Here is a 14,785-nt window from a genome sequence, read left to right as displayed (position 1 = left end):
ATCTCTGGTGATAAAGGAGTGGATATTGGTTCAACTAACGGTACAACAACTGTTAACGCAACTAATGTAACTTCTAACAACGGCTCAGTGAACATTACTGGTAACCAAGGTGTTAACTTAGGTAACGGTACTAACGTAACAGCTAAAGATAATGTAACTATTGAATCTTCTAATGGTTCGGTTAATGTTACAGGCACAAATGTAACAACTGACGGAAACATTAATATCACTGCGAAAGTGAACATTACAATCACTAACTCTAACTTAAGTGGTAAAGAATTCAATACTAATGCTACTGAAGGTAGTTCAACAATTACCAACAACACCATTAGTGTTACTAACTTAACTGTAGACGCTAAAGATACTAATATCTTTACCGACAATAACCTTAATGTTACTGCCAATACTCGTCTAAGTGCTGATGAAGTGACATTTACGAATAACTCTGGTATTATCGATACGAACCCTGTAATCAACAACGTTACATGTGCAACAAAACCAACTCTTGATGTAAACCCTAACTTAACCATCACAAATGCGACAGTTACACCTACTGATAGAGATCCGCGCTATAACGATTGGTTAGAGGACGAAGAAAGAGATACCACAAGAGGTAAAGTAGTAGGTAAAGATCATCCTCTTGCAGCTGGTGAAACTATAACTGTAACCAGCAACGAAGCCTTTATCTCAACTTGTTACATCTTTATTGATGACATCTTAGATCGCTACCATGTAAGCGAAGAAGATGCTCGCAACTTAAGCGTACAAGAGATTATTGAGAAATACGGCATTAGCAGAGAAGATCGTGTCCTCTTTGAGCGCTCATGTGCATTAGTTCCTAACTACCTGAAATCGAGACTTCCTTATCAAAGTAAATCTTCATTACAAGAAAGTTCGGAACAACGTTAAAAGATTTAAGTTTTCTTAAGTCTTGCAAGTGCAGGCTAGCTTAGCTAGTCTGCATTTTTTTATGCTTAAAATTTGCCAGAAAGAAAAAACAGGGAAAATAAACAAATAAACTGAAAACTAGTGGATGTTTTACTGGGAGGAAGATGAAGTTAAAAAGATAGACGAATTTAAAGACAAAGAGAGAAATGAAAAACAAAGAGAGAAATGAAAAACAAAGAGAAAAACTAAAATGTAATGGAAGGAAAACAATAAGATCAATGAAGAAAAAACTAAAAAGCAATGAAGAAGAAACTAAAAAGCAATGGAAAAGATACAGTAAAAGCAATAAAGAAGAAACTAAAAAAATAAGAAGAGTAACAATAAAAGCAGTTGTTAAGTGATACTAAAAAGCTGGGCAAAGCAACTAAAAGCCCGCAATACTAAGCACCTAAAAATAGCAGGGCAAAGAATCTAAGCAAGGAAAGGATATCTCCTTTACCTCACCAAGAGCAAAGCTAGAGATCTCTGTAAAAATTAAGTAAATTTTTTGTAAAAATAGAATAATTTGCAGTTAAGTGGAGCTAAATTAGAGTAAAAGCACCACAAACAATGTGGGAATCAAATTGTTGCAAATAAAAAATGCCCGATTTTCTAGGGATTTATAAAAGTAGAGTAGAGGTTAAAAAGGTATCTAAATATAAAATTATTAAATTTCACTATTAAAATAGTGTATAATATCGAATTAGTCAACGCTGTAATTATTACAGCCAGGTTTTAATTTGGTATAACTCTTTTGAGTTTAATACTTTTTTTTGGTAACTACCTTTTTTATCTTTTTAACTTAAATCAGGCTTGAATATATTTTTGGCAAAAGTATTTGAGGCTGTATTTAAGGTTTATGTGGCAATTGGCGCAATATAGGCTGAGGAAGCAAACTTAAGTTTAGTTTCTCCGCTTATAAAGATTTGGTGTGATCTATATTTTAAGTTTGAATATGAATGCGTTCATATTTACCAAGCTTTGTTTAGAATTTGGTAATTCTAGGCAGTTATAGTTAAGTAAATACTGAAACGTTTCCTTGTGAGACTTTCGTCTACTATTTTAATTCATTTCCAAAACATCTATCACGCATCCTTTCCTTTGTTTTATATTCCCATTTTTTCACACAATAAGAATAAAATTGCGTAGTAATTTGTAACTTGTTTTTTATTATTTAGCTTACAGATTATTATGAATAAAATCTACAAACTGAAATTTAATCGTCAAACTCTTTCATTAGACGCGGTTTCAGAAATTGCTAATAACTGTGTAGCAGGTGCTTCTAATGAAGCAACTGAACAAAATACACAGTTTGGTTTTAATAAAGTAAGTAAACTTCTTGGTAGTTTATTACTTCCTGTTACTTTAGCTGGGGTAGGATCAGCTTATGCGAGTTCTTTATCTGGTGCTACAGTAATCAACGGTAAAGTTGATATTGTAACTAACGGCTTAGTAACTACTATTACTAACAGTAAAAATGCAATCATTAACTGGGATAAATTTAACATTAACAGTAACGAGTTAGTTAGATTTATTCAAGAAAGCTCAGATTCAGCTGTATTAAACCGTGTATTAGGCGGTAGCATTTCACAAATTCTTGGTACTTTAGAGTCTAACGGTAAAGTATTTATCGTTAACCCTGCTGGTATTGTTTTTGGAGCTAACTCTGTTGTAAACGTACAATCTTTAGTAGCTTCAACTTTAGATATTAGCAACGAAGACTTCGTTAATGGCAAATACGTATTCAACCAAGAAAAAGATCAAGCTATTGCGAGCGTAATTAACCAAGGTTTAATTAAAGTAAACGATGACGGTACTTTAGCGTTAGTGGGTGGTAAAGTAGTAAACACTGGCGTACTTGAAGCTAAAAACGGTACAGTATACCTATTAGCAGGGCAATCAATTACGATCCAAGATTTAGATAACCCATTAATTTCTTACAAAGTAACTGCAGACAACAAAGCAGTTAACCTTGGAGAAATTGTATCTAAACGTGCTTACTTATTAGCAAATAAAGTAGCAAATGGTTACACTTCAGCAAGTCAATTTGCAGATGTAATCTCAAGTGAAGATTCAGCTCGTAAAGCTTCTATTACTGCTAATGGCGAAGTATTCCTTTACGGTGCTTCTGAATCTGATGTTATACAACAAACAAACTTCAATGATGCACAATTAGCTGCGAACATTTCTTGCCAAACTGGTTTAGTAGTAGTTAATGGTACGATTAATGCATCTAATGCATCTGGTACAGGTGGTAATGTAACTGTACTTGGTGATATTGTAGGTTTAGAAAACTCAGCAGTAGTTAACGCTTCTGGTATCCAAGGTGGTCAAGTTTTCCTTGGTGGTGATGAAGAAGGTAAAGGTGAGAAAAAACTAGCTGCTAAAACCATTATGGGTACTGGTGCAGTAGTTAATGTATCAGGTACTAAAGGTGATGCTGGTCAAGCAATCGCTTGGGGTAACGTAGCTTACTACGATGGTACTTTCTACGCAACTTCAATAAATGGCAAAGGTGGATTTGTAGAGACATCTGCACACCAATTAAATTTATTAGATAACGTATACGTAGATACAAGATCACAAAATGGTGAAACGGGTAACTGGTTATTAGACCCAGATTCAATTTTTTTAATTAACGATACACCAAACTGGACGCAAATTAATACCTTTACAGGTGGTTCTTACTCAGCTAGCAATATTAGTTCTAGCTACAATGGTGGTGACTTCGTTGCTCAGTATGAAGAAGTTTCTGCTACTGGATTAGGCGATCCAACATTTATTTACGCATCGAAAATCAATACCTCTTTACAGTCATCGAATGTAACTTTAAAAGCTGGTAGAAACTTTGATATTTATTATGTAAATAACCAAATCAATACTACTAACGCTTCTAATAACCTGACTATTTATGCTAACCAAACCATAAATATTACCAATAGTACATTTAATATTGCAGGGGCATTAAATTTCTATGACCAATGGGTAAACCAAAAAGCCTTTAATATTACTAACTCAAACGTTACCGTTGGGGCTTTAGTATTTAGAAATATATCTCTACCAGAAGGTAGAAATACAGCAGCTCAAATTAATATTACAAATAGTAGTATTAATGCGACTACAGGGCAAATCTACTTAACTACTCGTAACCACCTTTATATTAATAACTCAAACCTAACTGCAAAAACTGACATTTATGCAGGAGCTACAAGTGGTGGTAGTAATACAATTATCTCTAACACAAGCTTTAATGCTGGACAAGCATTACACTTAAATGGGGTTAACTTACTAAATATTACCGACAGTAATGTAGCTGGTGGGGCAAATACAACTTTAGACAGTAATGTAGCAGTTAATTTAGTTAATACTAATGTTTCTGGTGCAAATGTAATTGTTCGTGCTCCTGAAATTAATGCAACTCAAGGTTCATTTAATGCTACAGGTACTGAGATTTCAATTGGTAATACAAGTACAAATAATGTAAGTTTAACAGGAACTAGCTTAACTACTACTGGTGGAAATGCTGATGTAAACGTTCACGGTAGTAAAAATGTTAACGTAACTAGCGTTGCAATTTCTTCAAGCCGTGACTTAAACTTATCTTCACCAAATGGTAATGTAACAGTAAACAACGGTTCTATTAACGTTGTTCGTTCACTTAACATTACTTCACCTAATGTTACTTTAGCTGATAATTTAACTGTTCAAGCAGCAAATGTTGGTGTTGAAGCTTCTAATAGCTTTAATGCATCAAACGTAGCTATAACAGCATCAGAAAATCTATCAGTAAACTCTACTGAAATTAATGCTTCGCACTTAAGCATTGAAGCTGGTAATGCTACATTAAATGCTACGAATGTTAACTTAACTAACAGTAAAGTTAACGGTACTAACTCTGTAAATGTTACAGCAACTAATAACTTAACCGCTGAAGGTACATCATTTGCTTCAACAAATGGTAATGCAACATTAAAAGCTGAAAATGTTTCTTTAGCTAATGGTTCAGTTACAGGTGCTAATGTAGCAGTTGAAGCAAGCAATACAGCTAATATTTCAAATGTAGCTCTTACTGCTTCTACAGGTGACGTAAATGTAACAGCTCCTAATGGGGTAACTCTAGGTAACGGTACTAAAGTACAAGCTGAGAATAACGTAAATGTTAACGCGTCAAGTGGTTCAGTAGAAGTTAGTGGTTCTAACATTACTGCAACTAGTGGTTCAGCTAATGTTACAGCTAAAGAAAATGTTACAGTTACTAACTCTAACATTTCTGGTAACACAGGTATTAAACTAGATGCTGATAATGGTACAGCTACAGTTAATGCAACTAACTTAACTTCTGCAAATGGTGGCGTTAATGTAACAGCTAACCAAGCTGTAACTTTAGGTAATGGTACTAAGATTGAAGCTAACTCAGACGTTAATGTTAACTCTGAAAACTCTTCAGTAAAAGTTGAAGGTGCAAATGTTTCTTCTAACACTACAGCTAACATCACAGCTAAACAAAACGTAACTTTAACTAACAGTAACGTATCTGGTAAAGCTGGTGTTGTAGTTAACGCAACTACAGGTACAGCTACACTTAACGGTACTAATGTATCTTCAGCAGAAGGTTCTGTAAATGTAACTGCTAACCAAGCAGTAACTTTAGGTAACGGTACAAACATCACTGCACAAGACAACGTAAACGTGAACTCATCAAATGGTTCAATTAGCGTTGACGGTGCTAACTTAACTTCTACAAGTGGCTCAGCTAACCTAACAGCTAAAGAGAACGTAACTGTAAATAACAGTAACGTATCTGGTAAAACTGGCGTTGAAGTTAATGCTACTAACGGTACAGCTACACTTAACGGTACTAACGTAAGTGCAGAAGCTGGTGCTGTAAATGTATCAGCTAAAGAAAACGTAACTTTAGGTAACGGTACAAACATCTCTGCACAAAACAACGTAAGCGTGAACTCTTCAAATGGTTCAATTAACGTTGACGGTGCTAACTTAACTTCTACAAGTGGCTCAGCTAACTTAACAGCTAAAGAGAACGTAACTGTAAATAACAGTAACGTATCTGGTAAAACAGGCGTTGAAGTTAATGCAACTAACGGTACAGCTGTGCTTAACGGTACTAACGTAAGTGCAGAAACAGGTGCTGTAAATGTATCAGCTAAAGAAAATGTAACTTTAGGTAACGGTACTAACATCTCTGCACAAGACAACGTAAGTGTGAACTCTTCAAATGGTTCAGTAAACGTTGATGGTGCTAACTTAACTTCTACAAGTGGTTCAGCTAACCTAACAGCTAAAGAGAACGTAACTGTAAATAACAGTAACGTATCAGGTAAAACTGGTGTTGAAGTTAATGCAACTAACGGTACAGCTGCTCTAAACGGTACTAACGTAAGTGCAGAAGCAGGTGCTGTAAATGTATCTGCTAAAGAAAATGTAACTTTAGGTAACGGTACTAACATCTCTGCACAAGAAAACGTAAACGTGAACTCTTCTAATGGGTCAATTAACGTTGACGGTGCTAACTTAACTTCTACAAGTGGCTCAGCTAACTTAACAGCTAAAGAGAACGTAACTGTAAATAACAGTAACGTATCAGGTAAAACTGGCGTTGAAGTTAACGCAACTACAGGTACAGCTACACTTAACGGTACAAATGTATCTTCAGCAGAAGGTGCAGTAAACGTAACAGCTAACCAAGCTGTAACTTTAGGTAACGGTACTAAGATTGAAGCTGACAAAAATGTAACTGTAAATTCAGCTAACGCTTCAGTAAGCGTTGAAGGTGCAAACGTAACTTCAGCTAATGGTGCAACTAGCATCACAGCTAAAGATAACGTAAATGTAACTAACAGTAACGTATCAGGTAAAACTGGCGTTGAAGTTAATGCAACTACAGGTACAGCTACACTTAACGGTACTAATGTAAGTTCAGAAGCTGGTGCAGTAAACGTAACAGCTAACCAAGCAGTAACTTTAGGTAACGGTACTAAGATCGAAGCTGACCAAAACGTAACAGTAACTTCAGCTAACGCTTCAGTAAGTGTTGAAGGTGCAAACGTAACTTCAGCTAATGGTGCAGCTAACATCACTGCTAAAGAAAACGTTAATGTAACTAACAGTAACTTATCAGGTAAAACTGGCGTTGAAGTTAATGCAACTACAGGTACAGCTACACTTAACGGTACTAATGTAAGTTCAGAAGCTGGTGCAGTAAACGTAACAGCTAACCAAGCAGTAACTTTAGGTAACGGTACTAAGATCGAAGCTGACCAAAACGTAACAGTAACTTCAGCTAACGCTTCTGTAAACGTTGAAGGTGCTAACGTAACTTCAGCTAATGGTGCAGCTAACATCACTGCTAAAGAAAACGTTAATGTAACTAACAGTAACTTATCAGGTAAATCTGGCGTTGAAGTTAACGCAACTAACGGTACAGCAACTCTAAACGGTACTAACGTAAGTTCAGAGTCAGGTGCTGTAAACGTAACAGCTAAAGAAAATGTAACTTTAGGTAACGGTACTAAAGTTGAAGCTGACCAAAACGTAACAGTAACTTCAGCGAACGCTTCTGTAAACGTTGAAGGTGCAAACGTAACTTCAGCTAATGGTGCAGCTAACATCACAGCTAAAGAAAACGTTAATGTAACTAACAGTAATGTTTCTGGTAAAGAAGGTGTTGATATCGTTGCAACTAACGGTACAGCAAATGTAACTGGTACAAATGTATCTTCAGCAGAAGGTTCAGTAAATGTAACAGCTAACCAAGCAGTAACTTTAGGTAACGGTACTAATATCTCTGCTCAAGAGAACGTAAGCGTAACTTCAGCTAACGCTTCAGTAAGCGTAGATGGTGCTAACATCTCTGCTAATGGTACAGCTAACGTAACAGCTAAAGAGAACGTAACTGTAGCTAACAGTAACGTATCAGGTAAATCTGGCGTTGAAGTTAACGCAACTAACGGTACAGCAACTCTAAACGGTACTAACGTAAGTTCAGAGTCAGGTGGTGTAAACGTAACAGCTAAAGAAAATGTAACTTTAGGTAACGGTACTAAAGTTGAAGCAGATCAAAACGTAACAGTAACTTCAGCTAATGCTTCTGTAAACGTTGAAGGTGCTAACGTAACTTCTACAAACGGTGCAGCTAACATCACTGCTAAAGAAAATGTTAATGTAACTAACAGTAACGTTTCTGGTAACGCTGGTGTTGATATCGTTGCAACTAATGGTTCTGCAAATGTAACTGGTACAAATGTATCTTCAGCAGAAGGTTCAGTAAATGTAACAGCTAACCAAGCAGTAACTTTAGGTAACGGTACTAATATCTCTGCTCAAGAGAACGTAAGCGTAACTTCAGCTAACGCTTCAGTAAGCGTTGATGGTGCTAACATCTCTGCTGCAAATGGTACTGCAAACGTAACAGCTAAAGAGAACGTAACTGTAGCTAACAGTAACGTATCAGGTAAAGAAGGTGTTAACGTAGACGCAACTAATGGTTCAGCTACAGTTGCAGACACTGACTTAACTTCTTCAAACGGTTCAGTTAATGTAACAGCTAACCAAGCGGTAACTTTAGCTAACGGTACTAGCATCTCAGCTCAAGAGAACGTAAGCGTAACTTCAGCTAACGCTTCTGTAAGTGTTGAAGGTGCTAACATCTCTGCTGCAAACGGTACTGCAAACGTAACAGCTAAAGAGAACGTAACTGTAACTAACAGTAACGTATCAGGTAAAGAAGGTGTTAACGTAGACGCAACTAATGGTTCAGCTACAGTTGCAGACACTGACTTAACTTCTACTAACGGTTCTGTTAATGTAACAGCTAACCAAGCGGTAACTTTAGCTAACGGTACTAGCATCTCAGCTCAAGAGAACGTAAGCGTAACTTCAGCTAACGCTTCTGTAAGTGTTGAAGGTGCTAACATCTCTGCAGCTAACGGTACTGCAAACGTAACAGCTAAAGAAAACGTAACTGTAACTAACAGTAACGTATCAGGTAAAGAAGGTGTTAACGTAGACGCAGCTAACGGCTCAGCTACAGTTGCAGACACTAACTTAACTTCTTCAAACGGTTCAGTTAATGTAACTGGTAACACAGCTGTAACTTTAGATAACGGTACTAACATTACTGCTGATAAAGATGTTAATGTTAACGCTACAAACGGTTCAGTAAGTGTTGAAGGTGCTAACTTAACTTCAGCAAATGGTTCAGTTAACGTAACAGCTAAAGAAAACGTAACTGTAACTAACAGTAACGTATCAGGTAAAGAAGGTGTTAACGTAGACGCAGCTAACGGCTCAGCTATAGTTGCAGACACTAACTTAACTTCTTCAAATGGTTCAGTTAATGTAACTGGTAACACAGCTGTAACTTTAGATAACGGTACTAACATTACTGCTGATAAAGATGTTAATGTTAACGCTACAAACGGTTCAGTAAGTGTTGAAGGTGCTAACTTAACTTCAGCGAATGGTTCAGTTAACGTAACAGCTAAAGAGAACGTAACTGTAACTAACAGTAACGTATCAGGTAAAGAAGGTGTTAACGTAGACGCAGCTAACGGTTCAGCTACAGTTGCGGATACTAACTTAACTTCTTCTAACGGTTCAGTTAACGTAACTGGTAACACAGCTGTAACTTTAGATAACGGTACTAACATTACTGCTGATAAAGATGTTAATGTTAACGCTACAAACGGTTCAGTAAGTGTTGAAGGTGCTAACTTAACTTCAGCTAATGGTTCAGTTAATGTAACAGCTAAAGAGAACGTAACTGTAACTAACAGTAACGTATCAGGTAAAGAAGGTGTTAACGTAGACGCAGCTAATGGTTCAGCTACAGTTGCAGACACTAACTTAACTTCTTCTAACGGTTCAGTTAACGTAACTGGTAACACAGCTGTAACTTTAGATAACGGTACTAACATTACTGCTGATAAAGATGTTAATGTTAACGCTACAAACGGTTCAGTAAGTGTTGAAGGTGCTAACTTAACTTCAGCGAACGGTTCAGCTAACGTAACAGCTAAAGAGAACGTAACTGTAACTAACAGTAATGTATCAGGTAAAGAAGGTGTTAACGTAGACGCAGCTAATGGTTCAGCTACAGTTGCAGACACTAACTTAACTTCTTCAAACGGTTCAGTAAACGTAACTGGTAACACAGCTGTAACTTTAGATAACGGTACTAACATTACTGCTGATAAAGATGTTAATGTTAACGCTACAAACGGTTCAGTAAGTGTTGAAGGTGCTAACTTAACTTCAGCGAACGGTTCAGCTAACGTAACAGCTAAAGAGAACGTAACTGTAACTAACAGTAACGTATCAGGTAAAGAAGGTGTTAACGTAGACGCAGCTAACGGTTCAGCTACAGTTGCAGACTCTGACTTAACTTCTTCAAACGGTTCAGTAAACGTTTCTGCTAAAGAAAACGTAACTTTAGGTAACGGTACAAACATCTCAGCTCAAGAGAACGTAAGCGTAACTTCAGCTAACGCTTCAGTGAATGTTGAAGGTGCTAACATCTCTGCTGCAAACGGTACTGCAAACGTAACAGCTAAAGAGAACGTAACTGTAACTAACAGTAACGTTTCAGGTAAAGAAGGTGTTAACGTAGAAGCAACTAACGGTTCTGCTACAGTTTCAGACACTGACTTAACTTCATCTAACGGTTCAGTAAATGTAACTGGTAACCAAGGTGTAACTCTAGCTAACGGTACTAACCTAACTGCAGCTGACGATGTAAACGTGAACGCTCCTAACGGTTCAGTAAACGTTTCAGGTACAAACTTAACTGCAACTAATGGTTCTGCAAATGTTTCAGCTAAAGACGATGTTAATATCGCTAACAGCAACATTTCAGGTAACCAAGGTGTTAATGTTGATGCTAATGGTACAGTAACTATTGGTGATTCTGATTTAGTTTCTCCAAATGGTTCAGTAAACGTATCAGGTAACCAAGGTGTTAACCTAAACAACGGTACTAACCTAACTGCAGAAGTTGATGTAAACGTGAATGCTCCTAATGGTTCAGTAAACGTTTCAGGTACTAACTTAACTGCAACTAATGGTTCTGCAAACGTTTCAGCTAAAGACGATGTTAATATCGCTAACAGCAACATTTCAGGTAACCAAGGTGTTAATGTTGATGCTAATGGTACAGTAACTATTGGTGATTCTGATTTAGTTTCTCCAAATGGTTCAGTAAACGTATCAGGTAACCAAGGTGTGAACCTAAACAACGGTACTAACCTAACTGCAGCTGTTGATGTAAACGTGAACGCTCCTAACGGTTCAGTGAACGTTTCAGGTACAAACTTAACTGCAACTAACGGTTCAGCAAACGTTTCAGCTAAAGACGATATCAATATCTCTAACAGCAACGTTTCAGGTAACCAAGGTGTTAACGTTGATGCTAACGGTACAGTAACTATTGGTGATTCTGATTTAGTTTCTCCAAATGGTTCAGTAAACGTAACTGGTAACCAAGGTGTTAACCTAAACAACGGTACTAACCTAACTGCAGCTGTTGATGTTAACGTGAACGCTCCTAACGGTTCAGTAAACGTTTCAGGTACTAACTTAACTGCAACTAATGGTTCTGCAAATGTTTCAGCTAAAGACGATATCAATATCTCTAACAGCAACGTTTCAGGTAACCAAGGTGTTAACGTTGATGCTAACGGTACAGTAACTATTGGTGATTCTGATTTAGTTTCTCCAAATGGTTCAGTAAACGTAACAGGTAACCAAGGTGTTAACTTAAACAACGGTACTAACCTAACTGCAGCAGTTGATGTAAACGTGAACGCTCCTAACGGTTCAGTAAACGTTTCAGGTACTAACTTAACTGCAACTAATGGTTCTGCAAATGTTTCAGCTAAAGATGATATCAATATCTCTAACAGCAACGTTTCAGGTAACCAAGGTGTTAACGTTGATGCTAATGGTACAGTAACTATTGGTGATTCTGATTTAGTTTCTCCAAATGGTTCAGTAAACGTATCAGGTAACCAAGGTGTGAACCTAAACAACGGTACTAACCTAACTGCAGAAGTTGATGTAAACGTGAACGCTCCTAACGGTTCAGTAAACGTTTCAGGTACAAACTTAACTGCAACTAACGGTTCAGCAAACGTTTCAGCTAAAGACGATATCAATATCTCTAACAGCAACGTTTCAGGTAACCAAGGTGTTAACGTTGATGCTAACGGTACAGTAACTATTGGTGATTCTGATTTAGTTTCTCCAAACGGTTCAGTAAACGTATCAGGTAACCAAGGTGTGAACCTAAATGACGGTACTAACCTAACTGCAGCTGTTGATGTTAACGTGAACTCTCCTAACGGTTCAGTAAATGCTTCAGGTGTTAACGTTACAACTAACGGTGCAATCAATATCACTGCTAAAGAGAATGTTAACTTAAACAACTCTAACTTCAGTGGTACTGACTTCAACTCTAAAGCTGAAGATGGTAATTCAACAATTACTAATAGTACGTTCAACGTTACTAACCTAACAGTTGATGCTGGTGGTAGCAATACCTTCAGCGATAACAACTTAAACATCTCTAACAACACTGTGTTAAACGGTGCTCCAGTAACCTTCACAAATAACACAGGGGTTATTGATAGCAACCCAGTAATTAACAACGGTAATGCTCGTACGGATGTTACAGAAAGAACTAATACTAATCTAACGATTAGTAACCCATCAACTGATGTGGATGTAGTTGCTGCTCCAGACTACGACAACTGGTTAATTACGACACAACCAGATGAAGATGTAACGGTTCGTCAAGATGTATTAGAAGAGGTTGTTGCAGAAGAACAAAGCTTACCAGCTGGTGAAGCAATCAGTGTAACTGAGTACACATTTGGTCAATCTTCATGTTATGTAACGATTGATAATGTGTTAGATTCTTATGCAATTACCGAAGAAGATGCTCGTAATCTAACCGTACAAGAGATCATTGATAAATATGGAGTTAGTGCGTCAGATGCTGAACAATTTGATCAAGCATGTCAACTAGTTCCAGGATATCTTGAATCTCACGTTTCTCGTGGTAGAAACTAATTAAGTAGAGATCATTCTTCTTAATTAAGTAATTTAAAGTGCAGACTAGCCTCGCTAGTCTGCATTTTTTTTGTGAAAAAAAATATGAGATGGGCTAAATAAGTAAGAGACTGAGAAAAAGAACTAAGGAAGTAAACTAAAAATGGTAGGTACTGAGATAAAAAAGGATAAGCCATTTAATAAAAAAGGTAGGCACTTGGCTAAAGCAGATAAGTCATTTAATTAAAAAAGGTAAGCACTTGGCTAAAGCAGATAAGTCATTTAATTAAAAAAGTAAGCCACTAGGCTAAAGCAGATAAACTATTTAACAAAAAAAGGAAAGTCTCTTAGCTAAAAAAGGTAAGTCTCTTAGCTAAAAGAGGTAAGTTATTAAGTTAAAAGTTAATGGACTTAGCTTAAAAAAATTAATCGACTTAGTTAGAAAAACTTATCTACCTAAGTAAAGAAGTTAGTTATTTAGGTAAAGGCTTTAGCTATTTAACTAAAAACTTAATTAACTTAACTAAAAAAAGCAAGTTATTGAGTTTAAAAATTAAATTCTTTAACTAAAAAAAATTAATATATTTCATAAAAATTAAGAGTTTTAGCTAAAAAACCAAGCTATTTAGCTAAAAAAATAAGGTTATTAAAATATTTTGTTAAAAAAATAACGGCGATTTTATAAGGAAAAATAATAGATTTTTTAACGATACTGTGGGGGTTGGCGAGAGGTAAAGAGAAAAAATCCCTAAAGTAGGGATAACTAAAAAGCTTTTAAATTGCCTTATAGGTCTTATATTTCATATAAATATAAGATATAATGAAATATATAGGATTAAAACTATCAGAGCTATGCTTGTAGCACAAGGTTTTAATTGATCCAAACTCTATGAGTTTATACTTTTGGCAACTACCTTTTTTTATCTAAAAAGTTTAAGAGATAAATAACGATATTTAGGCAAGAAGTTATTGTTTTCTCTTAGGAACTTGATGTGGCAATTGGCGCAATATAGGCGATGTTATGAACTTTATAGTCTCTGAGCCTTACGGTGTGATTCTATATTTAAGTTTATTCATGATGCGAAACTTAACCAAGGGGAAAGAAAGCTCCTTTTTCATATAGTTACGTAAACAATCGTTTCTTTGCAGAAACTCTTCTGCTATTTTAATTCATTCAATACTCTCAATCACGCATCCTTTCTTTAGTTTTATATTCCCTTTTTTCACTTGGATTAAAAATGCGTAGTAATTTGTAACTTGTTTTATTAGTATTTAGCTTACAGATTATTATGAATAAAATCTTCAAACTGAAATTCAATCGCAAGACTCGTTCTCTAGATGCGGTTTCAGAAATCGTAAACAACTGTGTTTCTGGGTCGAGCAATGACAAGGTAGTCGCTCCTAGTGAAGGTAAACAGTTTGGTTTTAGTAAGGTGAGTAAACTCCTTGGTAGTTTACTTCTAGCCCTTCCTCTCACTGGTATTGGAACAGCTTCTGCAAGTTCTTTATCTGGAGCTACGGTAATCAACGGTAAAGTTGACGTAGTTACTAATGGATTAGTAACTACCATTACAAATAGTAATGGCGCTATTATTGAGTGGGAAAAATTTAACATCAATACTAATGAGCTAGTTAAATTTATCCAAGAAAGCTCTAATTCTGCAGTACTTAACCGAGTGCTGGGCGGTAGCGTGTCTCAAATTCTTGGTACTTTGGAATCAAACGGTAAAGTATTTATCGTTAACCCAGCAGGGATTGTTTTTGGAGCAAACTCAGTTGTAAACGTACAGTC

Annotated in this window: 4 protein-coding genes; all 4 read left to right on the top strand. The window is 36.3% G+C overall.

The window, feature by feature from the left end; genetic code table 11:
- A partial coding sequence (locus tag CJP74_RS08120; RefSeq protein WP_222986952.1) for an autotransporter outer membrane beta-barrel domain-containing protein occupies positions 1-909 on the top strand: 909 nt, incomplete at its 5' end.
- Positions 910-1,094: 185 nt separating this feature from the next.
- A complete protein-coding gene (locus CJP74_RS05090; RefSeq protein ID WP_119497201.1) occupies positions 1,095-1,289 on the top strand; it encodes a hypothetical protein in 195 nt (64 codons plus the stop codon).
- Between the two features lie 829 nt (positions 1,290-2,118).
- On the top strand, positions 2,119-13,014 hold the full coding sequence (locus CJP74_RS05085) for a beta strand repeat-containing protein (protein WP_119497200.1): 10,896 nt from the start codon (positions 2,119-2,121) through the stop codon (positions 13,012-13,014).
- A 1,268-nt stretch (positions 13,015-14,282) separates the two neighbouring features.
- A partial coding sequence (locus tag CJP74_RS05080) for a filamentous hemagglutinin N-terminal domain-containing protein (protein WP_119497199.1) occupies positions 14,283-14,785 on the top strand: 503 nt, incomplete at its 3' end.

It is taken from the genome of Psittacicella melopsittaci (assembly GCF_003585925.1).
In the GTDB taxonomy this organism is placed as follows: domain Bacteria; phylum Pseudomonadota; class Gammaproteobacteria; order Enterobacterales; family Psittacicellaceae; genus Psittacicella; species Psittacicella melopsittaci.
The sequence above is the reverse complement of the archived record's forward strand: the minus strand, read 5'-3'. Positions and strand labels throughout refer to the sequence as shown.

What these genes read in the sequence shown, in the direction of transcription:
- CJP74_RS05090 (WP_119497201.1), top strand. Translation starts at nt 1,095, where the DNA reads ATGAAAAACAAAGAGAGAAATGAAAAACAAAGAGAAAAACTAAAATGT.
- CJP74_RS05085 (WP_119497200.1), top strand. Translation starts at nt 2,119, where the DNA reads ATGAATAAAATCTACAAACTGAAATTTAATCGTCAAACTCTTTCATTA.